The sequence below is a fragment of the Psychrobacillus vulpis genome, assembly GCF_006861825.1.
Classification (GTDB): domain Bacteria; phylum Bacillota; class Bacilli; order Bacillales_A; family Planococcaceae; genus Psychrobacillus; species Psychrobacillus vulpis.
Window position 1 is genome coordinate 494 of record NZ_VDGI01000029.1, and the last position, 26,153, is coordinate 26,646.

At 35.6% G+C, this 26,153-nt stretch carries 24 protein-coding genes and 1 rRNA gene; 8 read left to right on the forward strand and 17 right to left on the reverse strand.

Annotated elements, in window-relative coordinates:
* Positions 1–446 precede the first annotated feature (446 nt).
* Entirely contained in the window at positions 447–3,527 is a 3,081-nt protein-coding gene (locus tag FG384_RS18250) for an AAA family ATPase (protein WP_142644122.1), read from the reverse strand.
* A complete protein-coding gene (locus tag FG384_RS18255; RefSeq protein WP_142644123.1) occupies positions 3,524–4,690 on the reverse strand; it encodes an exonuclease SbcCD subunit D in 1,167 nt (388 codons plus the stop codon). Before FG384_RS18255 ends, FG384_RS18250 begins: the two co-directional genes overlap by 4 nt.
* A gap of 135 nt (positions 4,691–4,825) precedes the next feature.
* On the opposite strand from FG384_RS18255, the gene putP reads away from it, so the two are divergent.
* From putP to FG384_RS18285, 6 genes are all read left to right on the forward strand, one after another.
* A complete protein-coding gene (gene putP / locus FG384_RS18260; RefSeq protein WP_142644124.1) occupies positions 4,826–6,310 on the forward strand; it encodes a sodium/proline symporter PutP in 1,485 nt (494 codons plus the stop codon).
* Positions 6,311–6,479: 169 nt separating this feature from the next.
* A complete protein-coding gene (gene desA, locus FG384_RS18265; protein WP_142644125.1) occupies positions 6,480–7,532 on the forward strand; it encodes a Delta(5) desaturase DesA in 1,053 nt (350 codons plus the stop codon).
* 88 nt (positions 7,533–7,620) lie between these two features.
* A complete protein-coding gene (locus FG384_RS18270; RefSeq protein ID WP_142644126.1) occupies positions 7,621–8,751 on the forward strand; it encodes a sensor histidine kinase in 1,131 nt (376 codons plus the stop codon).
* Positions 8,752–8,754: 3 nt separating this feature from the next.
* A complete protein-coding gene (locus FG384_RS18275) occupies positions 8,755–9,354 on the forward strand; it encodes a response regulator transcription factor (protein WP_142644127.1) in 600 nt (199 codons plus the stop codon).
* Between the two features lie 113 nt (positions 9,355–9,467).
* Complete coding sequence (locus tag FG384_RS18280) at positions 9,468–10,019, forward strand: RNA polymerase sigma factor (RefSeq protein WP_205961823.1); 552 nt, start codon at positions 9,468–9,470, stop codon at positions 10,017–10,019.
* Entirely contained in the window at positions 9,988–10,743 is a 756-nt protein-coding gene (locus FG384_RS18285) for a hypothetical protein (protein WP_142644128.1), read from the forward strand. Before FG384_RS18280 ends, FG384_RS18285 begins: the two co-directional genes overlap by 32 nt.
* A gap of 167 nt (positions 10,744–10,910) precedes the next feature.
* On the opposite strand, the gene FG384_RS18290 is transcribed toward FG384_RS18285, so the two are convergent.
* The 7 genes from FG384_RS18290 to FG384_RS18320 all read right to left on the reverse strand — a co-directional run bounded on the left by FG384_RS18290 (position 10,911) and on the right by FG384_RS18320 (position 15,884).
* Positions 10,911–11,714 (reverse strand): metallophosphoesterase, encoded by an 804-nt coding sequence (locus FG384_RS18290; RefSeq protein ID WP_142644129.1) that lies wholly within the window; start codon positions 11,712–11,714, stop codon positions 10,911–10,913.
* A 22-nt stretch (positions 11,715–11,736) separates the two neighbouring features.
* The gene (locus tag FG384_RS18295) at positions 11,737–12,360 is read right to left on the reverse strand and encodes an NAD(P)-dependent oxidoreductase (RefSeq protein WP_142644130.1); all 624 of its coding nucleotides are present in this window, start codon (positions 12,358–12,360) and stop codon (positions 11,737–11,739) included.
* A gap of 544 nt (positions 12,361–12,904) precedes the next feature.
* Positions 12,905–13,186 (reverse strand): hypothetical protein, encoded by a 282-nt coding sequence (locus FG384_RS18300; protein WP_240793483.1) that lies wholly within the window; start codon positions 13,184–13,186, stop codon positions 12,905–12,907.
* Positions 13,187–13,276: 90 nt separating this feature from the next.
* The gene (locus tag FG384_RS18305; RefSeq protein ID WP_142644131.1) at positions 13,277–13,981 is read right to left on the reverse strand and encodes a CBS domain-containing protein; all 705 of its coding nucleotides are present in this window, start codon (positions 13,979–13,981) and stop codon (positions 13,277–13,279) included.
* Between the two features lie 27 nt (positions 13,982–14,008).
* Positions 14,009–14,791 (reverse strand): ABC transporter permease, encoded by a 783-nt coding sequence (locus tag FG384_RS18310; protein WP_142644132.1) that lies wholly within the window; start codon positions 14,789–14,791, stop codon positions 14,009–14,011.
* Positions 14,788–15,690, reverse strand: coding sequence for an ABC transporter ATP-binding protein (locus FG384_RS18315; RefSeq protein ID WP_142644133.1), 903 nt, complete (start codon positions 15,688–15,690; stop codon positions 14,788–14,790). Before FG384_RS18315 ends, FG384_RS18310 begins: the two co-directional genes overlap by 4 nt.
* On the reverse strand, positions 15,687–15,884 hold the full coding sequence (locus FG384_RS18320) for a PLD nuclease N-terminal domain-containing protein (protein ID WP_142644134.1): 198 nt from the start codon (positions 15,882–15,884) through the stop codon (positions 15,687–15,689). Before FG384_RS18320 ends, FG384_RS18315 begins: the two co-directional genes overlap by 4 nt.
* Before the next feature lie 180 nt (positions 15,885–16,064).
* Between FG384_RS18320 and FG384_RS18325 the strand changes: the two genes are divergently transcribed.
* Positions 16,065–16,637, forward strand: a complete 573-nt coding sequence (locus FG384_RS18325) for a GNAT family N-acetyltransferase (RefSeq protein WP_142644135.1) — start codon at positions 16,065–16,067, stop codon at positions 16,635–16,637.
* 13 nt (positions 16,638–16,650) lie between these two features.
* Positions 16,651–17,550, forward strand: a complete 900-nt coding sequence (locus FG384_RS18330) for an EamA family transporter (protein WP_142644136.1) — start codon at positions 16,651–16,653, stop codon at positions 17,548–17,550.
* Between the two features lie 90 nt (positions 17,551–17,640).
* On the opposite strand, the gene FG384_RS20365 is transcribed toward FG384_RS18330, so the two are convergent.
* The 8 genes from FG384_RS20365 to rrf form a co-directional block, all read right to left on the reverse strand.
* The gene (locus FG384_RS20365; protein ID WP_276612777.1) at positions 17,641–17,763 is read right to left on the reverse strand and encodes a hypothetical protein; all 123 of its coding nucleotides are present in this window, start codon (positions 17,761–17,763) and stop codon (positions 17,641–17,643) included.
* A complete protein-coding gene (locus tag FG384_RS18335; protein ID WP_142644137.1) occupies positions 17,763–19,061 on the reverse strand; it encodes a helix-turn-helix domain-containing protein in 1,299 nt (432 codons plus the stop codon). Before FG384_RS18335 ends, FG384_RS20365 begins: the two co-directional genes overlap by 1 nt.
* A gap of 344 nt (positions 19,062–19,405) precedes the next feature.
* Positions 19,406–20,722 (reverse strand): alpha/beta hydrolase family protein, encoded by a 1,317-nt coding sequence (locus tag FG384_RS18340; protein WP_240793484.1) that lies wholly within the window; start codon positions 20,720–20,722, stop codon positions 19,406–19,408.
* 81 nt (positions 20,723–20,803) lie between these two features.
* A complete protein-coding gene (locus tag FG384_RS18345; RefSeq protein WP_142644138.1) occupies positions 20,804–21,193 on the reverse strand; it encodes a hypothetical protein in 390 nt (129 codons plus the stop codon).
* A gap of 2 nt (positions 21,194–21,195) precedes the next feature.
* The gene (locus FG384_RS18350; RefSeq protein ID WP_240793485.1) at positions 21,196–23,166 is read right to left on the reverse strand and encodes an MMPL family transporter; all 1,971 of its coding nucleotides are present in this window, start codon (positions 23,164–23,166) and stop codon (positions 21,196–21,198) included.
* Between the two features lie 73 nt (positions 23,167–23,239).
* Positions 23,240–24,619, reverse strand: a complete 1,380-nt coding sequence (locus FG384_RS18355; RefSeq protein ID WP_142644140.1) for a sensor histidine kinase — start codon at positions 24,617–24,619, stop codon at positions 23,240–23,242.
* Positions 24,616–25,293, reverse strand: a complete 678-nt coding sequence (locus FG384_RS18360) for a response regulator transcription factor (protein WP_142644141.1) — start codon at positions 25,291–25,293, stop codon at positions 24,616–24,618. The genes FG384_RS18355 and FG384_RS18360 overlap by 4 nt, the downstream gene beginning before the upstream one ends.
* 776 nt (positions 25,294–26,069) lie before the next feature.
* A 5S ribosomal RNA gene (gene rrf, locus FG384_RS18365) occupies positions 26,070–26,153 on the reverse strand; the annotation flags it as partial.

A 26,153-nucleotide genomic window follows, 5' to 3' on the forward strand; every position in this document is an offset into this window, starting at 1 on the left:
TTCGTATGTTTTTGGACATCGCATATAAACTTCTTGATTCAATAAGTAGAGGAAAAAGATGCGAGACTCCTGCGGAAAAACGGAGCGTCCAAGACCCCGCACGAGCATAGCGAGGAGGAGGCTTGGCTTTTCGTCCGCGGAAAGCGAGTAGCTTTTTCCGGACTCTATTAGTACTAATTCGATTTGATAAGAACAAAGACGTAATCATCTTTAGCTGATCCACGTTCATTTCGTATGTTTTTGGACATCGCATATAAACTTCTTGATTCAATAAGTAGAGGAAAAAGATGCGAGACTCCTGCGGAAAAACGGAGCGTCCAAGACCCCGCACGAGCATAGCGAGGAGGAGGCTTGGCGTTTCGTCCGCGGAAAGCGAGTAGCTTTTTCCGGAATCAATTAGTACTAATTCGATTTTATAAGATAAAAGAAGTTAATAACTACTTGTGTTATTTGATAATAAATTTTGTTTTGCTGTAGCCTTCTTTAAGCTTCTCGACTTCTAAAATCGCAGGCATTGCTGCTTTTAGCTCAGAAACATGCGAAATAACACCAATCATTCTACCTGATTTTTGTAAGTCGACCAATGTATCTATCGCTTTGTTTAATGACTCCTCATCGAGTGAGCCAAACCCTTCATCGATAAACATTGTATCTATTCGTATACTGCCTTGGAAACTTTGGATGACGTCTGCCATCCCAAGCGCTAGACACAGGGAGGCATTAAATTTCTCTCCCCCAGATAAAGTTTTTACATCTCTCGTTTGACCAGTGTATGCATCATACACATCAAGCCCTAGTCCACTTTGTTTTCCATGTGATTCTTGTCTTTCACTTCTTGTTAAGTAATACTGACCATTGGATAAATGCTTTAGTCGTTCATTTGCAGCATGTACAATTTGCTCTAAATACTCAATTTGTACATACCTTTCAAAAGATATTTTCAAATGATTTTGACCTCTAAGCATGTCAAATAAATCGATAATACGTGCTAATTGCTGCTCTAACATGGATATACGAGAGCTTGTAGATGTAATTTTTTCTTCTAATTCATACCCTGCTTTGACATACTCTCTAGAGCTATTCATGATGCTTAATGCTTCTTCATAAGCCGTTTTCAGTTTCAGTAGCTCTTCTTCCATTGGAGCTAGTATCACTTTTGTTTTATTTTCCAGCTGTTCTTTTCCTTCTTTTACTTGCTCGTTAAGCGTGTGAAGAGTTTGTTTATAGGTGTTGCATTGGCCTTTTAAATCTTCTCGATCTAGTGCAGACATTTTTGCGACGGTATACAATTCGATTGTGGCAAAGCCTGCATTTGTTAGCGCTTCTTCTAATTGGACATGGGCTTTATCCCTTTTTTCATATGCTTCTTTAGCTGAATTTGATGCATATTCCAATGCGAGAAGTGCTTTTGTCAACGTTTCTGCTGCCAGCTTTTGCTGTTTCTGTGCTTCATCCCAAGCTTTTTCTAGTTGCTCCTTTATCTGACCAGAGGCGGTTATTTGGTCTTTCAGTTCTTGTAATGTGGAAACACGATTTGGTATAGAACTCTGTTTGGACTCATATACCGCTTTTACTTGTTCGAACAAACTTTTTTGTTGTTGATATGCGACTTCGAGACTGACTTTTTCTAGCTCTAGTTTTTCTACCTTTAAGAGATTTACTTTATATGGTTCTCTTAACATAGCTAAATTGTTTTTTTCTACTCGAAGTTTCTCCACCTCTGCTTCTAGCTTTTCGAGATCGTCTTTTAGTTGATCTGCAATCATAACAGATAGTTGAAGTGCTTCTAATTGAGTTTTCATATTTTCTATAGCTTCAAGTACAGTTTCCTTTTTAGCATGAATCGTTAAGTAACTCAACTCTTGCTTATTTAACTGGTTTTTTAACTTTTGTAATTCCTCCTGATTCACCGTTTGGGTTTGTACTTGAGTACCCATTACTTTATGCTCCGTACTTCCACATACTGGGCAAGCCTCTCCTACTACTAGTTGGGACGCGAGTATACTTGCTTGGTTGGTCATCCATTTATGTTCTTCTAATCTATAGTCTTCTTGCATCTCCTGAAAAAGCTTTTCCTCTTTTGATTCTTCTAATTCTAGTGAATGTAAAACCTGCTCATTTGTAACGAATTCTTGAAGCATATTATGTTTTGTTTTCATAATAGTAAGCTGTTGAACTTTATTGTCTAATGGCTCTACTAGCTCTTCTAGCTTTTCAATTTGTTCTTTTTGAGATGTGCATAGTTCTTTTTCTCCTAAAAGATGCGTCTCACTTACTGTTAATTGCTTAAATAATTCTACAGTCCGTTTTTCAAAATGGAGCATTTCATTTCTTTTCATATCTAACTCTTCAAATAAAGGTAATAATGCCTTTAACTGAATAAGCGCTTCTACACTTTTTTCACGTTCTTCTTTTTTATTTTCCTCGACTTTATATACATCTTGCACTTGTTTTAATGTTTTTTCTGCTTTTGTTACTTCTAGTTTGGCGATTTCAAGGATATTCGATTTATTACTTGCTTCAATTTCCCATTCGGTATAATAGCCTTCCACTGCTTCAATGGTGCTTGCTCTTTCTGCAGCTTCTAATCGGTTTTGCTTTACGTCGTACTCATCCGACTGTTCCATAAGATTACAAAGTCGTTGTTCTTTTTCTTCAAGTTCTTTAAACCTTTCATTTACTGCTTTTGCCTCATGATAAGCTGCTTGCATATTTGTATGTTTTGCATATGCTTCATTGTAAACAAGCTCATCTGTTTGAATTTTTTTCTCGTAAAATATTGTCTCCTCTTTTAATGCTTCCACAAGTTGAAAAATATTAAAGTTTCCCGACCCTATTAGGTGCAAAAGGCTAGAATCTCGCATAGGAAAAGAAGCAACAATTTGCTCTGTATAGCTGTTTTGTGTAAATTCTTCTTTTCTCAGCTCCGCCTCAGCCATTAACTTTTTATCTCTCAGTTTTTCACTAATCATTTTGTAAGGTTCTGTTTTGAAAATTTTACGCAAAATTGCTTCTTTATTTTCAGTTTGTGAAGTTAATAATTTCCGGAACTCCCCTTGAGGAAGCATAACAATTTGGCTAAACTGATCTTGTGTTAGTCCAATAATTTCTTCTACTTTTCTATTTATTTCCGATACAATTTGACGTTCTACAACTGGAACTTCTCCCAATTCTGTCACTTCAAAAAATTCATAACGTTCACCTGTAGCGCTTTTGTTCCCTTTTTTCACATGTGAGAGTTGTCTTAAAATTCGGTACGTACGGTGATGTATTTCAAATACAAGCTCGACTGAAGTATGTGTATCGTCTGTAGCGAAATCACTGCGCATCACTTTTGTATCTCGTCTATCTTCCCCGCTTCCAGATCCATATAATGCAAAGCATATTCCATCAAATATAGTCGTTTTTCCTGCTCCAGTTGCTCCAGAAATGACAAATAGACGATTATCCTGTAGCTTAGTAAAATCAATAGTTTCCGTAAATTTATACGGACCAAATGCAGTCAATTTTAGTTGAATTGGTTTCACCCTTTGGTCACTCCTTCACGTTCATCCATCATTAAACCATCTATTACTTCTTTAAATAAATTTTTCGTTTCCTCACACGGTTCTTCTCCACTTACTTCTGTATAAAATGCTTGTAACAGTGTAAAGTCATCCATTTTACTGCGGCTGGATTGCTCTTTTTGTTCCATCCGTGTACTTCGTTGGAAAGCTTTTCTTTCCACGTGCATTGCATTTGGATAGACAGTTCGTACTTGTTCCATTGGAGAGATAATAGGTGTTTCATCTAATAGTTTTACGAAAACAAAATCCTCACTAGCTGGTTGCTTTAAAATATCCTGCAAATGCCCTTCAACAGTACGCATATCTCTATTTGGCGTTAATAATTTTTTTTCAAGCGTAACGTTACCCTTTTGATCTAGATTGACGATATAAAATCCTTTTTTATGATGTTCTTCCGATATTGAATATTTTAACGGAGATCCCGCGTATTGAATCGTTTCGTTTAACACATAATGTGCTTGATGGAGATGTCCAAGTGCCGTGTATTGAAAACTTTTAAAAAGGGCAGCGTCTACATATTCCACCCCACCAATCGCAAGGGGTCTTTCTGAATCACTTGTATTTCCTTCCTGTTGTCCTTGTGGGGTAACAAAGGCATGTCCTACAAATACATGTCGTTTTGCTGGATCTAAATCTCTTTCAATAAGTCGCACTATTTCTTCCATTGCATCTTGATGGGTTGTAATAGTACTATTCCCCAATAGGTATCGGACTTGAGAAGGATCTGCGTATGGGATTAAATGAAAATGCACTTCTCCGAATTCATCATTTAATACAACAGATTTTAGTTCATTTTCTATTTGCCCTACTATATGTAATCCCGTTTCTTTCATTAGCTTGCTTCCAAAGTTTAGACGACCTGGGCTATCATGATTACCTGCGATACTTAAAACAGGAGTGTTTCGCTTTAAAACAATTTCAGCAAGTATTTCATCTAATAAATGGACGGCATCCGTCGGAGGAACTGCACGGTCATATAAGTCACCAGCAATAATAATTGCATCAGGTTTTTCTACATCAATAGCTTCAATAAATTGATTTAGAACAAATCGTTGTTCTTCCGTCATATATACACCTTGCACGAGTTTTCCTAAGTGCCAGTCTGCTGTATGAAAAAATTTCAATGGAAAGTCTCCTTTCGAACTTCAATAAGTTTATTTTAACAGATGAAAACGCTTGTAAAATATGGAATTATCAAAAATTTCAGTGCACCTAATTGCTTGACATGTTATTATGTTTTAGTCGGAGGAGGATGTTAAATGTCAACAGAAGCTTATCAACTTACAGCGATAATAATATATATGGCTGCAATGCTAATTATTGGATGGTATTCATACAGAAAAACGTCAAATTTAACGGATTATATGCTCGGTGGACGTTCATTAGGTCCTGCTGTAACTGCATTAAGTGCAGGCGCTGCAGATATGTCAGGTTGGCTACTAATGGGATTACCTGGAGCAATTTATCTTTCAGGGATGGGCCAAGCTTGGATTGCTATTGGTCTTACAATTGGTGCTTATTTGAACTGGTTATTCGTTGCACCAAGACTTCGTGTCTATACTCAAGTATCTAATGATTCTATTACAATTCCAAGTTATTTAGAAAGCCGTTTAAAACAGTCATCTCGTTTATTACGTGTGGCATCGGGTCTAATAATTTTATTATTCTTCACTTTCTATGTATCTTCAGGAATGGTATCAGGAGGAGTTTTCTTTGAGAGCTCATTTGGTCTAGATTACCACACTGGTCTAATAATTGTTTCTGCTGTTACAGTTGCCTATACATTATTCGGAGGTTTCTTAGCAGTTAGTTACACGGATTTCCTTCAAGGTCTTCTAATGTTCTTAGCACTAATTGCCGTACCTATTGTTGGTGTATTTACAACAGGTGGATTAGGAGAAACAATCGAATCTATTAAAGCAGTGAACCCAACACATCTCAGTCTTTTCGCAGGAACTACTTTAGTTGGTGGAATTTCTGCAGTAGCTTGGGGCCTTGGTTACTTTGGACAACCTCATATTATCGTTCGTTTTATGGCAATCAGCTCTGTTAAAGAAACTAAACAAGCACGTCGTATCGGTATTGGTTGGATGATATTGAGTCTATTTGGAGCGATTGCTACTGCTTTAGTCGGAGTTGCTTACTATCAACAACATCCAGAACTAACTTTAGATAATCCAGAAACAGTATTCATCGCACTTGGCCAAATTATATTCCATCCGTTTATCGCAGGAATTATGCTTGCAGCTATTTTAGCAGCAGTTATGAGTACAATTTCTTCTCAATTAATCGTAACGTCTTCTGCTTTAATTGAAGATTTATACAAAGCCATTATTAAATCAGATGCTCCAGACAAAACGTATGTATTATATGGACGTATTGCTGTACTTTTTGTATCTGTCATTGCTTTAGTAATTGCATGGGATCAAAATTCAACAATTTTGAAGCTTGTATCTTTTGCATGGGCAGGTTTTGGAGCAGCATTTGGTCCAATAATTTTATTAACGCTTTACTGGAGAAAAATTACTTCAGCTGGCGCATTAGCAGGTATGGTTGCCGGTGCGGTAACTGTAGTAATTTGGGGAACAAATGACGCACTTTCAAGTGCATTATATGAAATCGTTCCTGGTTTCGTTTTAGCATTAATCGCTGCAGTAGTTGTTAGTTTAATGACTTATAAGCCTAATGCTGAGATTGATAAAGAATTTGATGAAACAGAACGTTTATTAAAGCGAGATCGTTAATTACTATTAAAAGCTGACCGAATTTTTCGGTCAGCTTTTTCTAATTATCCCCAATTATTTACGCTCCTATATGACACTTGTCATGTTTATGACTTGACGTTTATGTCTACTCCTAATGCGATCATTTCTTTATAGTTAGAGTAATGATTCTCTTTAGGAGGAATATATAGTGAGCAGAGAAAAAACGCTTGAATTACGTAAAAATGTAAAGCCATTTGAAAATTCCGAGTTGAGAAAGAGTGTTTTTCAACTTATAAATACGATTCCACCATTTTTTATTCTTTGGTTCTTAGCTTACTTGAGTTTAGATGTTTCCGTTTGGTTAACCGTTGCTTTGTGTGTGATTGCAGCAGGATTTGCTGTTCGTATCTTCATTATTTTTCATGATTGTACACACGGTTCTTTCTTTAAAAATAAGAAAGCAAACAATATTACTGGTACCATCACTGGTATTATTACACTATTTGCTTACGAAAAGTGGAAACGGGAACATAATATTCACCATGCTACAAGCGGAAATTTAGATAAGCGCGGCACAGGCGATATATGGATGATGACTGTAGAAGAATATGTGGAAGCTTCTCCAATGAAACGACTATCCTACAGACTTTATCGAAACCCTATCGTTATGTTTGGTTTAGGACCAGCGTTATTATATTTAGTAAGCAATCGATTTAATCGTAAAGATGCTCGACCAAAAGAGCGTAATAACACGTATTTGATTAATATTTCGGTAGTTGTTATTTATTCACTTATGATTTGGTTAATAGGTTGGCAGGCATTTGCGATTATTCAAGGAACAATTCTATTCGTTGCAGGTTCATTGGGAATTTGGTTATTCTACGTGCAACATCAATTTGAAGATTCTTATTTCGAAGACGAAGCTGAATGGGATTATGTAAAAGCTGCAGTCGAGGGAAGCTCTTATTATAAGATGCCAAAAGTTTTACAATGGCTAACTGGAAATATCGGCTTTCACCATGTGCATCATTTAAGTCCAAGAGTTCCAAATTACAATTTGGAAAAAGCACATGAATTAACTCCGCCTTTACAAAAAGCAACGACTATAAACGTTCGTAGAAGTTTACAGGCTGTTAACTTCCGTTTATACGACGAGGCAAATAAAAACTTTGTAAGTTTTAAAGAAATAAAGCATTTACTAAAAAACTCTAAAGATGCAGTAAAACTAAATGCAAAACGTCCAAGTCTAGAAGGAAAATAATACCTTATTTAAACCATTCCTATTTAGACAGGAATGGTTTTTCCTATATAATAAGAAGAAAAGCGTACGAATAAAAGAGGTGACGCAATTGACAAAATGGTATCAAATTTTCCCTAAGTATCCTTGGCTAAGCATATATGCTTGGATCGTATTTTGTATTTTCCCTTTCTTTTTCATTTTTAAATCTTCCAGCCCATTTGAAATCATCTTCGGATTGGTTTTACTGTTAATATTTTTTATTGTATATCGGTTTTCTTATACTTCTAACGGATTACTACTTTACATATGTGTGCTCGTAGAGATTTCCATAAGCGTTAGTATGACCTTTTTATATGGCTATATTTACTTCTCCATTTTCCTTTCATTTTTTATTGGAAATATTCAGCAACGAGCGAATTTTTTCGTTCTATACAGTATTCATTTAGTTGCGATGTTCGCAGCAGTTATTATTGGCTTCTTTACACAAATGGAACTTTTTCTCTCTCACCTACCATTTCTAATCATTTGTTTAATCGGGGTTATTTTATTACCTTTCAATACATATAACCGAAACAAACGAGAAGTATTAGAAGGGCAACTAGAGGATGCGCAAAAACGAATCTCTCAGTTTATTATCATTGAAGAAAGAGAGCGGATTGCTCGTGATTTGCACGATACCCTTGGACAAAAACTCTCACTCATTGGGTTAAAAAGTGACTTAGCCGGTAGACTTATCGAAAAAAATCCGGAAGCTGCAAAAAACGAAATCCATGATATCAACCAAACTGCACGCTTAGCCTTGAAAGAAGTACGTCAGCTTGTAACGGATATGCGCGGTACAAAACTAGAAGATGAACTCTTTCGTGTAAAACAGATACTACTCGCTGCTCAAATTACTTGTAAAGTAAGTGGATCGTTAGAACTTATGAAAACTCCGCTCCTCGTTGAAAACGTACTCAGTATGTGCTTGAAAGAAGCTGTAACTAACGTTGTAAAACATAGTAATGCAACTTATTGTATTATCTCGATTAATCAATCAGCGAAAGAAACTTCGCTAAAAGTGCATGACAACGGTACTGGTCTAGATGGAGATAAGGATTGGTCCAAAGGACATGGGCTTCGAGGAATTAAAGAACGCTTAGATTTTGTAAATGGTAGTTTAGATATTCACTCTAATAATGGAACAACTCTTAACATACGCGTGCCTAATGTGATTCAACAAACGAGAAAGGAGGAATAATGAATGATTCGAATTGTGATTGCAGAAGATCAACGAATGATGCTTGGTGCACTTGGGTCTCTCCTTGATTTAGAAGAGGATATGGAAGTTGTCGGGAAAGCTAATAATGGAGAGGAAGCACTTAAGTTAATACGCCAACTGCAACCTGATATTTGTATTATGGATATAGAAATGCCTGTTAAAAGTGGTTTGGATGCAGCAGAAGAATTAAAAGACGATAATTGTAAAGTGATTATTTTAACGACTTTTGCGAGATCTGGTTATTTTGAACGTGCTCGTAAAGCCGGTGTAAGTGGTTATTTACTAAAGGATAGTCCAAGTGAAGAGTTAGCAAATTCGATTCGTATTATTATGGACGGCCGACGTATTTACGCTCCTGAACTTGTCGATATTGCATATGAAGGCGATAACCCATTAACTGATCGCGAAAGTCAAGTGCTCGAGTTAATAGCAAACGGCAAAAACACAAAAGAAATTGCTAGTGAACTTTACATTACAACTGGAACTGTTCGCAACTATATTTCTGTTATATTAGATAAATTAGATGTTGGTAACCGAATTGAAGCCATTGCCCGTTTCAAAGAAAAAGGCTGGTTTAAATAATACTTTGACTGCTCAAGTAATAAATTTGAGCGGTTTTTTTATTTTCACTAAACTTTTTAATCCTTTATAGGGTATATATAAGTGAAAGCAGTATTTCGAGAAAGGAGGCAATAATGCAAATGCATGAAGGTATTGTTCAAGACATAAAAAAAGGAAACAGAGATGCATTTCGTAACTTATACGATGAATATGCTGGATACGCAATTCGAACGGCAAAAGCCATTACTCGAAACGATGAACTTGCAAAAGACGCTGTGCAGGAAGCTTTTATTCGCGTATACCGAAATATATCTTCATATGATCCTAAACTTTCGTTTAGTGCTTGGTTTTATCGTATTTTAGTCAATGAATGTAATCGACTTTTAAATAAAGAGAAGAAAATGGTACCAACCGATACCTCTTTAATGGAGAACACTTCGCAACTAATAGAACGTTCGAAAGAAAGTGTTGCAGATATATATGGAATCATCCAGCATATGGCGGACTTATATCGAATTCCACTTCTATTGAAATATATAAAAGGATTTTCCGAAAAAGAAATTGCCGAAATATTAAATTTAAATCAAAACACCGTCAAATCCAGATTATTCAATGGGAGAAAACTATTAAGAAATCAATTAAATTGGAGGGAAAATGAGTATGGACCAAATGGACGAACGAGTTAAAAAAGAAATTCTCGACCATACAGAGGATTCTCACGATACTTTAAAAGACGATATTTGGAACCACATAGATCAAGAGCTGTTTCAAGAAAAAAACAGAAAGGAAAAACAAATGAAGAAGAAAAGAAAATCAAAAATTATCCCAATAATAATTGCCGTGGCAGCTGGAGTAATGCTATTGTTTAGCACACAAACAGACACAGGACTGGCATTAATAAAGCAAATAAAAGACTTATTCGAACCGGAGAAACAAATTACACAAAGCATTGAAGGAACGGATGAAGAAACAGATGTTATTTTACAAGAAGGTAAGGATGCAAAATATGTCATTTATATTGACGAAGAACGATATAAACTGGTGCAAGGAGAAGAATCAGATATTATTACAACGAAAGAGCCTTTGGAAGATAAGTATCCGGAAGTCTCCATGGAAATTAAACAATTTAAAGATATCTCTCCAGAAGAAATGGTCACTACGTTAGAATCAAAACTTCCTACTGAATATACGCAGGTTACAGAAACGGAATCCGTTAAAGAACCAGTAGTAGGTTATAAATTACATGGTATTACTGGATCTGAATGGGATAGCCCTGTTACGAACGTATATGTAGTAAGCAACAACAATGGTGGCAGCTTCGTTATTACCGAAAAGTATTTCTTAGAAGCAGCTGAAGGTCATGGAGCACGATTTTATGCGATGCTACAACAATTTGAAATTGTAAAATAAGCAAAATAAAAAAGTGTCCAAAAAGACGATTATTCTTCGCTTTTTGGACACCTTTTAATTCTTTAGGCTTCTCGTGGATAGACCATGATTTATCTCGGATAGCTCGCGGGTTCTCTCGGATAGCTCGTAGATTCTCTCGGATAGACTTTTTAATCTCTCAAAACGGATTATTCTTCCAGACTATGCAAAGTCACAACGATTATTTCTGGCGTATTGAATATTCTCACAGGAATAACACTGTTTCCAAGTCCTCTGCTCACAATCATTTTTGTTTCCTTTTCTTCATACACCCCTGCTGTGTACTTTGGAAGCCAACCTTGTCCTGGTGCTACTAGACCACCCAAACCAGGTATACGAAACTGTCCACCATGTGCATGTCCTGAAAAGACAACATCTAACCCACTGACTACATAATCTTGAAAAGTTTCTGGTCGATGAGAGAGTACTAAAGTAAAGTCATCTGTTTTATCAAAATTAATTAGTGCGTCTGACACAGATACTCCGTTCAATGGATCTTCAATTCCAATGATGTGTATTCTTTCGCCGTCTTTTTCTATTACTTGTTCCTCGTTGGATAATACGGTAACTCCCAATTCTGATAACGCTGTTTTAATATGATCCACTTCATTAGTTGCAATTTCGTGATTTCCAGTTACATAATAAATTGGAGCAACTGATACAATTTGTTTCACCATATCTAGACTGTTTTCTAAGTCATATCGATTACTATCAATCAGATCTCCAGTTATAAAGATGATATCTGGCTTTGCATCCTTCACTTTGTTTACAAGCTTTTTTTGATTTTCTCCAAATGTCGCATCATGTAAATCTGAGATTTGCACAATCTTTAAACCATCAAAATTTTTGGGGAATTTTTCTGATTCGATCGTTATTTCTGTTGTTTTAATCCATTTGTTCCCTATATATAACATAGCCCCTATTATAATAAGTACTACTAACCACTTTTTCATCTATTTACTCCTAGATACTATTTCATTTTGGACTCATAATTCCTACTCGATGACCTATATATTTATTTTCAAACAGTTCATTATATGCAAATAAAGCGGTATCCCCTGTTGTACTTTGAACCGCTCCCATTGGCAGCATATCACGTTCCACGATATACGCATTTGTTGCTTCTCCAGTAGGTAAGTAAGTTGGACAGACAATCGTCCAATCTAAAGTAGAAGCATTTAACATCTCATAGACTTTATGATGTTCTTTTGCTGCAACTGTTGACTTTCGCTTTGATTCTGTTGACTGGTATCGAAGTAGCTCCGAGCTCTCACGACTTCTTAATATACCGCCTGTTCCTATAGTGACGATTCGTTTGACTTTTTGTTGCTCCATAATGGAAATAATATGTGCAACTGAATCAGTTAATACGGTCGTTTGATCTGTCCCAAGAGCACTCACTACTGCATCGGTTCCCTCCAACGCTCTCTCTATATCCACTCTTTCCTTTGCATCGCCTCTTAGAATGGTCAAATTACGATGTGGTTCCAACTTTTCAGGTGTTCTAACGAGAGCAGTTACTTCATGATTACTTTGTAATAGTAAGTTAAGAATGCAGCTTCCTACGCGACCAGTAGATCCAAATAATGCAATTTTCACTCTCGACAACTCCTTTCCAACTATTATATCAGCATATTTTAATATTTTTTACTAAGAAATTAGGTATAAGTAATTGTTTTATTGGTAAAAAAATTATCCCTACTTAATATTACAGGGATACCAGACTGTAGACAAACTTACAAAACAAGTTTGGCTAATGTCTTTTTAATAGGATAAGATTAGATTTTCCAAAGCTTTCCGCGGGCGTCTCATGCGTCGCGCTAAGTCTCTTAAATAAATTCAGCAATTAGTTCCTATAATTCGAGTTTTTCAGTGCTCTCGCTATGATCCTGGAGGGGGTCTAGTCGGTCTCGCTTATGCTGCGGGAGTAGAGTGAGGCTTGAGACCCTACGACCGAAGAGGCTCAAGCCACGCCTGCGGAAAGCGTTCGCCCGCAGCGGAAAGCACCTGCTTTTAATCTATAAAAAAAACTGCAGACAAACTCAAATTTCTTTGAGTCTGTCTACAGTCTGAGTATCCCTGCTTCATAGTACAGGAATGCTTTTTTATTTGCCTAAAAATGTTATTTCTCAGGAAATAATGATTAATATGAGTTAAAAGAAGAAACAATGATTGCAAAAAATATAGCATAAAAAATAATTCCAATAATAATACAAATTCCCATCCAAATAAGCGATGCACGGGCATAATTACGACGAGGATCAGAATTTCCAAATCCCCAAACAAAAAGCATTACTATGTTCACAATCGGTATAATCAATATTAGCATTGTAATGAGCCAATCCCCGACCGACATGTCCTTAGTTTCTTTTTGTATATCATTTCCTTGCGACACCTGCGACTGCTCCGTTTCATATGATTCCATAATAAGTACTCCTTTCCTTTATGTAACATTTTCATGTTCATTTCTATTGTACTTATTTTGTTCCCGAAAAAGTAGTCATTTACGCAAATTTTATTTTACTTTCATCATACTCATAGGTGTGACAATACCTATAAGTTTTTTGTTTGGCTTTCCATCTTCAGTGATGAGAAGTGCTTCTAATCTTTTCCCTCTTGTTATCGCAGCTTTGAAAATTTCTAACGCCTCATAGACTGACGCATGTTGACTAATAAATTGGTGGTTCTCCCTATTATTTTCATGCGCAAGAATCTCACCTAGTGTGGCCTTTTTTCTAGAGAAAGACTCAGAGTCGACTGTACTTGCCATCCACATCGTAATTCCAACTGGTGTAATGAGTCCTTGAAAATCATTACCATTATACACAGGAAACTGATTATACTTTTTATCCTTAATTACGCTTAAAGCATAACTTAATGAGTCTGTTCTTTGAAACGTCGTAACTTTTGTTTGAAACATACTACCAACTGTAATCGGCTTTGCTAAGGCAGCTTCTATCTCTTCCATTCTTAATACGACATCCTCATGTGGCTCTGCAATAGCATACTCCGTCGAGGTGCGATTATGAACAATGGCATTTCGTAAATCACCGTATTCGCGCAAATCTGCTTCATATCTCCTAATAATCGCATTTTTCCTTTTCGCTAAATCAATTAGTCTAAAAAATGCTAGATGATCCTGTGTTCCTATAACTTCTTTCATTAATTGGTCTATTCTATTATAAGAAGTAACAAATCGATCAGAATTACGAACCGTCATCTTTTTTCTCACCTCGAAATGTATCTGTTATATTTTTGCCTTGGAAACGTTCCTTTTAGCAAAATAACCTGCTCCAGCAATTAGTACAATTGAAGCTATTAAGGTGATCATAATACTCCAAACAAATGGTGTCATATCAAAATTGCCGTTTAATATTTGCCCTGCATACATCGGAAGCTTCCAGGGAGAAATCGTCCAGTACGTCCCTAATAAAGCATCAATTATTTGTGCAAATAAAACGAACACAACAGAAACAGTTGAAGCAATCCCTGTCGTAAAAGCTGCACTAGAAAATAATACAATACTTATAACAAACAATAGCCACGCTATATAAGTACCAAGGAATCCAAAAAACGCACCTATATCTACTGCTCCAAAAAGTATATTCGTATAATATAAACTCGCCAATATTCCAACAATTACACCACCAATAACAATAGTAATCATGACCAATAATTTACTGTTAACATAGCTGAAATACGAAATGGGTCTTACGTATAGTAGGGTGGCAGTGCCGCTTTTACGCTCTCTCGCGATAATCCCTGCAAATCCAAGCGTCACTACTAACATTCCGATAAGTTGATATTGGCTAATGGTTGACATTAATATTTGTTCAGGTGATAATTCCGGAAATTGAAAAACCGTTCCCTCTGGCATATTCCCTACAGAAGCTAGTATTTGTGGTAAATAGTAATTCGTTAATGGTTCTGAAATACCAAAAAGCAAAAATACGAGAGGGATCCAAAGAATCTTAAAATTTCGTACATTTTCTCTCCACTCTTTTTGAAATAAAAAAGAAAAATTACTCATCCTTTATTCACCACCTGTAAAAATATTTCTTCCAAACTAGCTGTTGCCCGCTCTACTTTTGATAAGGATAAATTGCTATTCGCAAGCTTAAGCAATACTTCTTGCATCTTTGGTTTTCCATCTTCTATAGAAATAAAAGCTACCGGTCCTTCCTGTCTTGTCGGCCATGGTGACATTTCTACAAATAGTGCAGCTTCTTCGCTAGAAGAGAAATACATTTTATACAAAGGATTTGCATACTTTTCCCGAACTTCTCGCATAGATCCTTGTTCCACTAGCTTTCCTTTTCGTAAAAACAATAACTGGTCCGTCATTTCTTCCGCATCATTTAAAATGTGAGTCGAATATAAAATAGTGGTATTTGCTTGTAATTCTTTCAACAGATTCATTATTTCACGTCTTCCTATTGGATCTAATGCTGAAACAGGTTCATCCAATAAGAGTAGGGCTGGCTTATGAACGATTGCTTGTGCAAGGCCCAGTCTTTGTTTCATCCCCCCAGAAAAAGTACCTGTCTTTTTATTTTTTGCACTACCGAGACCGACGAATTCTAATGTTTTTTCTGCTTCTAGTTTCGCCATTTTTGGTTCTACCCCACTTAACTTTGCAACCATTTCAGTAAATTCAAGAGCCGTAAGCCATGTGTAAAACTGAGGATACTGTGGAAGGAAACCGATCATTTTACGAATATCTTTCGTATCTTCTCCATCCATTACGATTGATCCAGTCGTTTGTTTTAGTAGTCCTGCAAGCATGGATAAAGTAGTTGTTTTCCCTGCCCCATTCGGCCCTATTAATGCAGTCGAAGTGTTTTTATTCAACGAAAAAGTTATATTGTCTACTGCTTTTTCTTTGCCATATTCTTTTGTTAAGCCCTGCATATAAAGTAATGTTTTCATTCATTTCGTCTCCCAACGATGAAGTATATAATTGGCCCAATCATATTCCCCAATATAATGATAACTGCCCACAACCATTTCGGACCATTTGTACTCCTTACCCGTATTAAATCAATAATCGCAACGACAATTAAAATAAGTTGGATAATGATTATCGGCAATATGAGTAGCCATGGAATTGACTCAAAATCCATTGTAATTCCCCCTTCCTAATCGTTACTACTATTCTACTACATATAGAACAGAAAAGTTTCAAAAAAATTTTTTTATTTTTCTCTACGTACAAACTGCTTAAATCTTGTGCAATATCACCACTGAGATTACGTTATACGCTTTATTTGTGATATAATGAACAGTTGGGAAGGTGAATGAATATGAAAATTTCAATTAGAAATGCACGAAAAGAAGATGCAAAGGCAGCTGTTCCACTAATTATGGAAGCTATTGGGGATATCTCCATGCAAATGACTGGAGAAACAGAAGAAATGAAAATCACTGACGAGTTCGTCAAGTTGTTTACACGTACAGATAATAGACATTCTTATTTATATACGTATATTGCAGAAATGGAAGGAAAAGTTGCTGGTGTTCTTGTATTTTATTCTGCAGAACAAGCGATTACGCTCGATGCAAATTTGGAGGAATACCTTTCAAATAAAAAGGGAATCCCTGTAAAAATAGATCTAGAAACATTACCTGAGGAATGGTATATAGACACAGTAGTAGTAGATCCAACTTTTCGTGGGCATGGTATTGGGACGGAGTTATTAATATACGCGGAACATTTAGTAAAACAATTTGGCGGTGGAAAGCTTTCTTTGAATGTAGAAACAGAAAAAGATGCTGCTATACGCTTGTATAATCGACTTGGATTTGATACTGTATGTCCTTGGACAATTATTGGCGAACCTTTTCATCATATGGTGAAGACTGTAGAAGCCAATTGAAGGAGAAATATTTATGAAATTATGGATTTACCCTCTCATGGTGGTTTTTGCAGCCAGCTGTTACGGGACTTTATCAACGATGGTGAAACTCGCGATTGGAGACGGTTATTCTGCCTCTGAAGCGATTTCTAGTCAATATATTGTAGGTTTTATGTTAGCTTTAATTTTATATCTGATTACACAGCGAAAACTTCCCCGTCTATATGGTGGCTTTAAGATTATTCTACTAGCAGGTATCTTTACCGCTACTACGGGAATTGTTTATGGTATATCACTTATATACTTACCTGCCTCTCTTGCAGTTGTTATGCTATTTCAATTCACATGGATTGGAACGCTTATCGATTGTATTTTGAGAAAACGATTACCGAAAAGACCAGAAGTTATTTCTCTTATTATTTTATTTATAGGAACTATATTAGCTGCTGGAGTACTTGATGTAGATCTGAGTGGTATTGACTGGAGAGGTTGGGTCTTTGGTTTTGCTGCTGCAGTGTCATTCTCTTTGAATATGAATGTCAATACGAAGCAAGTCGAAGGAATGAACACGACAACTCGACTATTATTTGTTTCCTTTATCGCAATGATCATGATTTCCCTCTTCCAATCACCTGAAATTATATGGAATGGAAAATTATTCACAGAATCACTTCTGTTCTATGGACTGGCCCTTGGACTACTCGGCATTATTGTTCCGATTTACTTTTTTGTTATTGCTGTTCCAAAAGTGGGAGGCGCAATGTCTTCCATTCTTAGTGCAATGGAATTACCAGTAGCTGTTATCGTTTCAGTAGTCGTATTAAGCGAATCACTGTCATGGGTACAAGTTCTTGGCATTATCGTTATATTAGTAGGAATGACTATACCGACTTTTGCAGATTTACGAAAAAAGAGAAAACAACAAACAGTATAAGAATTTCCTATCAGAAAAACAGCTACTCTACACAATGTAGAGCAGCTGTTTTTTCGATATAATAAATAGTTTGTCCAACTTGTAGGGTTATTATTTCTTAGTTGGTTTATCAAATGTAGGTCGAGGGATTTCGTCTTCTGCAAATACAATAGATTGAGTAAAACCAAAAGTTAACGTGACTACCATCATGATTAATACTAATTTTTTTTTCATTATAAATCCTCCCAGCTTTTGATTTTTTTCTGTCTTAATAATACATTGTTAGACTTTTTATAAAAAAGACCTGCTGCTTTGAATTTATTAACTTTAAAATAGTAATCTGCTAATAGGATAGAGTACTTTTGAGTATGCCGATCATCATTAATTTCCTCGAAATATTTTATCGCTTTTTTTAGGATGCTTTCAAACTCTGGTGTAATGTTGTATAGATAACGATAAATTAGAAAATGAAAATGATAAGACTTATAAAACTGATCTTCTGAATGAATTATTCTTTTTAATCCCTCCTTACACCATTGTTGGACTTGAATGGAATTATTTTGTTTGGAATATTCTTTAACAATTGAAAGAATAGTTATGATAGCCCCTTCCATATAACCACACATATCTTTTATCTCTAAACTCTTCTTATAGTAAATAATCGCTTTTTCATGTATGTCTTGACTCGCGTATAAAAACCCTAAATTATGTAAAATAATACTTTTATAATATTCAAGATTCAAATCGTTTGCTAATTTTAGAGCTAAGTTATAGTTTTCTTCTGCATTTTTATAGTTAATTAAGTTTTTCTGCGCGATACCTATAGTAAGATAACAATCAATCGATCTCTCGAATAAGAGATTGTCCTTATAAAACTCTAGAGCTTTAGACGAAAACAAAATTGCATTAGAATAATCCATATTTTTTAAATAAGATAAACTTATAACATTATGAAAATCGGCTTTCTCAAACTCCTCCAGAGGTATTTTATTGATAAAATCTAGCGATCTTTCTAAATGAAATAAAGCGTTTTCATTATTATTTTCCAAATGATGATAAAGACCTGAATTTAAATTATATAAAAATGTTTGCTTCTCATTAAAATGAACTTCTAAATTTTTTAAAAGCTGATAAAACTTATCACTATACCTTTTTTCTTTCCCTGATATCATTAGTAATCTAAAGGAATAGAGGAGGTAATCGTAATAATTGCTAAGTTTCATGAAGTTAATAGAATTACTCCATAAGCTTTTCAAGTATTCAATAATATCCTGCCGTTCTCTCTTAATGATCGATTTTTTATACATCTCACTTAGTGATAAAACTATTTGATCTTCCTCTTTATTTGGAATTTCTTTTAACTCTATATCCAATCTTTTTAAGATTAATCGTATTACTTCATCGCTTGGAACAATTAAATTATTTTCAATTTTACTAAGGTATGAAGGTGAACAAATTCCTTTTGCTAATGAAGTTTGTTTTATTTTTTTAGCAACTCTTTCTAATTTTATTAAGTGACCTACACTACTCATTCTTTCCTCCCCCCTTAATGCACATATACTATAATATCCAAACTTAATAATGGGAGTTTATATTGGGAAATTTTCTTTAATAATAATCTTTTATAGTTTTAATTTTAACTTCCTATTTTAAATACTATTTCTTATGAAACTTACATTATAATTTCACGTTCTTAATCTAATTTACCTATATAATAACTCTACCATAAAAATTTCAATATTCTTTAAAAACAGGTAATTAGGAAAAAAATAAAAAAAAAGCGTAAATATTGAGCATTTTTTTTAATAATTTCCTAATTGTAAGTATAAAAAAACGCTGAATATTAAAGCTCAGCGTTTTCGTAACCTTCCATTATTCATTGTATATTCTTTTTCAAGAAGTCCACAATTCCGTCCATCAAACCTTCTGCTAAAGGCAGATCGGGATTTGAATAAGTAGCAATATTTCCTTCTCGGTCTTCAGGGGCTTCTTTCAAAACATGGTTCATTTTTTCTATAATCAAAAGCTCAGATTCCTTTTTTGCATTATGCAATAATTGTGCATCGGTAATCGGAACTTGAATATCTAAACTTCCATTCACAAGTAGGACTGGAGAATTTAGCTTTTGCAATTGTTCTGCTGGATCATACTTCAGCCAGGAAATCATATATGGCTGAACAGATGGGCGGAACAAACTTTGCAACTCTTGACTTACTGTTGGCACTTGTTCGCCTTGTTTTAACTTATCCAAAATAATTCTCGACTCTTCGATTAAGTTAGCTGGAAGTTGTGTTTCAAGTTGTTCCATCAATATTTGATCAATAGGTCTTCCTGCTCCCGCAATAGAAATGAATGCATCAGATTCTGTTTTTTTAGCAGCTACCATTCCGATTAATGATCCTTCGCTATGACCGATTATCCCGACCTTCGAAAAACGCTCATCATCTTTTGCGAATTGAACCCATGCAGCAGCATCGTCAATATATTGGTCGAATCGCAACTCTTCTTCTTTGCCACCTAGGCTCGAATTTTTTCCAACCCCTCGCTTATCGTAACGGATACTTGCCACACCTTCTGCTGCTAAATTTTCAGCGAGCATTTTTAAACTATTGTTTTTTCCAGGCAATGCTAGTGAATTTCCATCTCCATCAGTTGGGCCCGAACCAGCAATAATCACAATGAGAGGAAAAGGACCCTCGCCTTGAGGAATTTCCAATTGACCTAACATCGTTCCATCTTTCAATTTGACTTGAACAAAATTCGCATCTTCTTTTACTTCTTCTTCGCTTCCTTTAGTCAATTCAAAAGGAAATGATTGACCTTGCTGTGTAAATGTTCCCGTAATCTTTTCCGAATCCACTTTACCGTCAAATGTTATGCGCTGACCTTGAATATCCATATCAAAAGAAACGTTTGGATTATTTAAATTCACGCTTGTTAGCGGATAATCGGAAATTCCTTGTATTGGAATGCTAATAGTTCCATCATTTTTATTAAATGTAACAATAATTGGCAATGGTTGGTTTGGAATATGAATGGACCCATCCCATACTCCTTCAATCTTTTCTAATGAACCTGTATTTTTTTGATTCGTTGATGATTCCAGATCTTCTGTTTCTTTCTTCTTACTACATCCTACAAATAATAGAATTACACTTGTTAATAAACAAAGAATGACCCCTAACCTCTTCACCCAATCTCCTCCATCACTGTTATAGCATTAATATAACAGAGTTCATAACTGGAGTAAAGATAGGTTCAAAAGTTTGGCACTTCAGCTTTTCTCTACTTTAAATGTCACTAGAACAAAAATAGCAAAACTAATTAATAATATCGTTCCACCTACAATATATGAAACTAACGCAAACGTCTCATTTATACTAAAAGGGTGTATGAATTGTAAATACATACCCGTTGTTAATCCAACTGCTCCAATGATGGCTGACGTACCATGCACTGCTACTAATTTAGGTGATTTAATCTTATATAACTTATAAAACAGCCCATAAACAAATAATGATAACCATCCAACTAATAAAATATGTGCATGGATTGGACGTAAAGCATAAGAACCTGCTCCTGCCATATGTGAACCGAGATATGCCCCTAGTAATCCAAATAGTGCCCCTGCACGTATAAGTCGTAAACTCCATTTCTCTTGCATATTTAATTCCTCCTATTTTTACTTGTTATTATTAATAACGCTGGTAATAATAATGGTCGTACGATGAACGTATCCACTAGTACGCCAATAGCAACTGCAAAACCGAACAATTTAAGTTCCATAACTGGTTGTGAAATTAATACAGCAAATGTAGCTGCAAGTATTAATCCTGCTGACGAAATAACTCCACCTGTGAGCTCGACAGCTTTTGCAATTGCTACCTGTTCTTCATGCTGTTTTCTCTCTTCTTTTAATCTACTCATTAACATAATCGAGTAATCTACCCCTAGAGCAACTAAAAAAACAAATGTATAAAGGGGAATTCGATAACTAAACGATGAATAGCTAAAAAATATATCGAAAATCCATGTAGAAAACCCTAACGCTGCTCCAAACGATAGTAAAATAGAAACCATCATTAATAGAGAAGCCCGTATGGATCTAGTTTGGAATGAAAGTATTGCACCGATGAGTACTGTCATTAGAGTCATCACAAGAAATGTGTCTCTGTTGTTGATTTTTCGTATATCTACTTGCTTAGCTGTCTCGCCGCTTACTAATACAGGTTGATCTTTAAATTCATCTCTTATAGATTCTATTTCGTTCAAAGCTTCTTTACTATATGGATTTGCTTTTAATATTATAGAAAACTGCGTATAACTATCACTTTCTGTAGTAGAAGGGCGTATTTGACTAACAAGTGGTCTATCTTTCAGCTTTTCTTGGATATCGGCAATTACTTTTTCATCTTTTGATTTTATTAAAATGGTGGTAGGTGCAATTTCACCCTCCGAAAAAGCTTCTCCTAATTTCGTAAAGCCTTCTCTCGAAGATAATTCTTTTGGGAAAGATTCTAGTAAATCGAACGAATAGACAATTGTTGTAGCATGCCATGTTCCAATACTTAGAAGTAAAAGAATTGGTAGTGCTACTTTCCACGGTTTTTTCGTACTGGCACTACCCGCAGCGAACCAAAGATTTGTTTTATATTTTTTCTTTTTCGGCATTTTTACAACAGCAAACAATGCTGGCAATAAAGTAAGTCCCGCTATTAACATAATAACTACTGCAATCGCAAATACTGGTGCAAAATTACGATATGGCTCATATACTGCAAATGCTAAAGTTGCTACCCCTGCTAATATAGTTCCACCACTAAATAGAATTGTTTCACGTGTTTTGACCAGTGCTACTTTCATGTCTTGTTCTTCTCTATAGCGAGAATACAGTAAAAGTGAATAATCGGTAATTACCGCAAACAATAATATCATCATAATCGAGAGCGCTTGATTTTCTATCGTAATGGATGTGAACTTACCAGTAAGTCCAATCAATCTATCCACTACACTATATACAATTCCCGCTCCAATAAGTGGAATGATTGCAAGGATCAATGAACGGTAGATAACGATAAGTAGGATAAAAATAATTCCTACTGTTGCTAGAAGTAAAACTATATCGGCTTGTGAAAACAGTTCAATTGTATCGCTTGCAATACCAGCTGGCCCCGTAAAATAAACATTAAAATTTGAAGGAATTATACTAGATACATTTGCCTTAATCTCTGTTACTTTCTCATGTACTTCTTTACTCTCTAGTTGCTCGTCTAAGATGAGCGGAATAAAGAATGTTTTGTTATCCTCAGAAATAAAAGATGAACGATGCTCTACAGGTATTTTAGAGAACTTCGGTATACTTGAATAATTTTTCTCCATCAACTCGAGTACATTTTGAATATCTTCATCTGAAGCACCTTTACTATTTTCAAAAACTATAATAAGAGGCATTCCTTTACTACTTGAGAAATTTTCTTTAATCACTTTATTTGCTTGAATGGATAAAGCTGTTTCTGGAAGACCGGAATTTTTTGATGTGCTCGCTACTTCTTTACCCGTCGGTGCAAGAAACGAAAGTAAACCTACTAATAAAAGCCAACTAGCTATAGTGATAAGCCAAATCCGTTTGTTCTTCACTTGCTTCCCCCTAATATATTTCTTTCTAGGGGTAACTATACACGTCGAAAATGAACGGAAGATGAACGGAAAATTACATCTTATTTAGTTGGACGTTTACTTTTGTTCCATGAGGTTCTACACTTTCAAATGTAAGTACGCCATGATGTGACTGAATGACTTCTTTTACAATAGCAAGACCTAGCCCACTTCCCTCAATTTGTGTAGATCTTGCTGCATCCTCTCGGTAAAATCGTTCGGTCCATTGCGCATAGTCCGAATTTTTATTCCCAATACCTGTATCTTGTATTGTAATAAGCACGTACTCGGAAGTTTCGGTTAGTTCAACATGTATTTCTCCTGGGGAGTTATTATACTTGATCGCGTTAGAAATAAGATTTTCCCATACATACTCTAACATTTCTCTATCTCCCAATATTTCTACCTTTTTCAATTGTAATTTGATTGAGATGTTTTTCTCATCTAATAACCATCTAAATTTCTGAACAACCTGCATTACCTGATCGTTTACTAGGAACAATTCTTTTTTCGTACGAGTATTTGCTTGATCGAATGAGGTTAGTAATAATAATTGCTTCATTACAATCGATAACCGTTTTGCCTCTTTTTGAATGACTGTTGTGTATTTTAGCTGTTCGATCTTATTTAATTCTTCGTTTTCTAGTAAAGTAGCATATCCTTGAATATTTAATAAAGGTGTTTGAAAATCATGAGACACTCTTGAGATAAACTCTTTTTTATAACGATCACTAGCTTCTAATTGCTTCGCCATGTTTCGGAAGCTATCTGCTAATTGACCAATCTCATCTCGTTGATAAACTGGTATTGGTACTAGAAAATCTTCAGTTGCAATTTTATTCGTCGCAATCGTAAGTTTAGTTAACGGGTCAATCATCCTCTTTGCTACAATCAGCATTGCAATAACACTAATAACAATCATTGCTACAGCAAGACCACCTAAAAGCAGATGAATTTCATTAAAAAGAAATTTTATATTAGGTCTTTGAAAAAGCGCATATTTTTTATTTTCGTATGTGAATGGGACCCCAACTGTGTTTGTTAATTCATTGGAAAAATAACCTGTAATAAACGTTTCTTTTGGAAACTCCCGCATCCCATGATACGTTTCTCCATTCAAAACATCTTCTACTATAGAAGGGCTTATACTATTAACACGGAAATCGCCGCCAAAATGCTTTTCTTCGCCATTCTCACTAATTATAAATATTTGGTACCCAGTGTCCCCTATCGTCTTTAGAAGTGGCTCTAAACTAGTTTCATTAGATGATTCAATAAATTGTACAATAGATTCTGCAACTAACACATTTTTTGCGTCATTTTTCTCTTTTAAGTTTTGATGATAAAACGTATTTACAATAATAAATCCTATTGTTCCACTGCCAAACATAATTAGAAGCGTCATCCATACGAATTTGCTATACAAAGTTTTCATACACGTGTTCCCTCTAATTTATATCCGATTCCTCGAACCGTTGTAATTTGCAAATCTGTTTGTATTTTGGAGAAACGCTCTCGTATCCGTTTAATATGTACACTTAATGTTTGTTCATCTCCTCCAAAATCAATTCCCCAAACCGCTTCTATCAATTGATCACGAGTAAAGACTTGATTGGGCTTGGATGCCAACTTCGAAAGCAATTCAAATTCTTTTAATGGCAATACTAATAATTCCTCCCCGATCTGCACTTCAAAACTCTTTCGATTAATTAACATATTTCCCACATGGATATTGGCGTCACTTGTTTTATCGTATCTTCTTAATATTGCACGAATACGAAATAACAATTCTTTTGGTTCAAATGGCTTTACTAAGTAATCGTCAGATCCTGCTAAATAGCCTTTTTCTTTATCTTCTAGTCTCCCTTTTGCAGTTAATAGCAATACAGGAAAATCATATTGTTCTCGAATAACCTTTGTTAAAGTCAAACCGTCCATCTCTGGCATCATCACATCGACTATTGCAAGGTCAGGTACTTCTTTTTTAATTAGAGATAATGCCTCTTTTCCATTTGTTGCTTTTATAACACGGTACCCTGTCTGTGATAAATAGATAGATATCAAATCTAACGTATGTACATCATCGTCTACTGCCAATATTACGACCACGGAGAAACCTCCTCATATTTATACTGATAATTCATATTGTGTCTGTTTCTATTCAAATGGGCAAGTAAAAGTATTACTTCCATAAATAATGTAGCCATTTAAATAAAAGACTTTCTACCCAAAACAAAAACCTTTTATAAAAATCTATACAAAAAAGTCATTACTGAATTCTCAGCAATGACTCTAACACTCATTGTTTAACTAATATACAAAACATTGTGATGGAACAAGACTAAAACTATGTGCAAACTGACGCGTGAGCCTAACTTCCGTGTTCGGGCTGCGAAAGCAGATGAACGGCAGATTTCTTCGTCAGCCGCAGTTGTTCGATTCTCGCGTATGTTATACGCTCCGAGTCTCTCTTCTTTGCTTCCTCGAACTCTTTGTTCCTCTACTTTCTCGCTACTCCTTTTACAGTTTGCCTTCGGCATTTCATTTTCTGGATCATACACGAAAAAAGCCGCTACCGATGATTCGGTAACGACTTCTTAGTGCCTAGCGACGTTCTACTCTCACAGGGGGAAACCCCCAACTACCATCGACGCGCGAGCTTAACTTCCGTGTTCGGGCTGCGAAAGCAGATGAACGGCAGATTTCTTCGTCAGCCGCAGTCGATCGATTCTCGCGTATGTTATACGCTCCGAGTCTCTCTTCTTTGCTTCCTTGAACTCTTTGTTCCTCTACTTTCTCGCTACTCATTCTACAAATTGCCTTCGGCACTTTATTATTAAATACGAAAAAAGCCGCTACCGATTGCTCGGTAACGACTTCTTAGTGCCTAGCGACGTTCTACTCTCACAGGGGGAAACCCCCAACTACCATCGACGCTGAAGAGCTTAACTTCCGTGTTCGGTATGGGA

Excerpts from the sequence above, each read along its gene's own strand:
- putP (WP_142644124.1), top strand. The coding sequence starts at position 4,826 with ATGTCAACAGAAGCTTATCAACTTACAGCGATAATAATATATATGGCT.
- FG384_RS18275 (WP_142644127.1), top strand. The coding sequence starts at position 8,755 with ATGATTCGAATTGTGATTGCAGAAGATCAACGAATGATGCTTGGTGCA.
- FG384_RS18280 (WP_205961823.1), top strand. The coding sequence starts at position 9,468 with ATGCAAATGCATGAAGGTATTGTTCAAGACATAAAAAAAGGAAACAGA.
- FG384_RS18285 (WP_142644128.1), top strand. The coding sequence starts at position 9,988 with ATGAGTATGGACCAAATGGACGAACGAGTTAAAAAAGAAATTCTCGAC.
- FG384_RS18290 (WP_142644129.1), bottom strand. The coding sequence starts at position 11,714 with ATGAAAAAGTGGTTAGTAGTACTTATTATAATAGGGGCTATGTTATAT.
- FG384_RS18300 (WP_240793483.1), bottom strand. The coding sequence starts at position 13,186 with ATGGAATCATATGAAACGGAGCAGTCGCAGGTGTCGCAAGGAAATGAT.
- FG384_RS18305 (WP_142644131.1), bottom strand. The coding sequence starts at position 13,981 with ATGACGGTTCGTAATTCTGATCGATTTGTTACTTCTTATAATAGAATA.
- FG384_RS18310 (WP_142644132.1), bottom strand. The coding sequence starts at position 14,791 with ATGAGTAATTTTTCTTTTTTATTTCAAAAAGAGTGGAGAGAAAATGTA.
- FG384_RS18315 (WP_142644133.1), bottom strand. The coding sequence starts at position 15,690 with ATGAAAACATTACTTTATATGCAGGGCTTAACAAAAGAATATGGCAAA.
- FG384_RS18320 (WP_142644134.1), bottom strand. The coding sequence starts at position 15,884 with ATGGATTTTGAGTCAATTCCATGGCTACTCATATTGCCGATAATCATT.
- FG384_RS18325 (WP_142644135.1), top strand. The coding sequence starts at position 16,065 with ATGAAAATTTCAATTAGAAATGCACGAAAAGAAGATGCAAAGGCAGCT.
- FG384_RS18330 (WP_142644136.1), top strand. The coding sequence starts at position 16,651 with ATGAAATTATGGATTTACCCTCTCATGGTGGTTTTTGCAGCCAGCTGT.
- FG384_RS20365 (WP_276612777.1), bottom strand. The coding sequence starts at position 17,763 with ATGAAAAAAAAATTAGTATTAATCATGATGGTAGTCACGTTAACTTTT.
- FG384_RS18335 (WP_142644137.1), bottom strand. The coding sequence starts at position 19,061 with ATGAGTAGTGTAGGTCACTTAATAAAATTAGAAAGAGTTGCTAAAAAA.
- FG384_RS18345 (WP_142644138.1), bottom strand. The coding sequence starts at position 21,193 with ATGCAAGAGAAATGGAGTTTACGACTTATACGTGCAGGGGCACTATTT.
- FG384_RS18355 (WP_142644140.1), bottom strand. The coding sequence starts at position 24,619 with ATGAAAACTTTGTATAGCAAATTCGTATGGATGACGCTTCTAATTATG.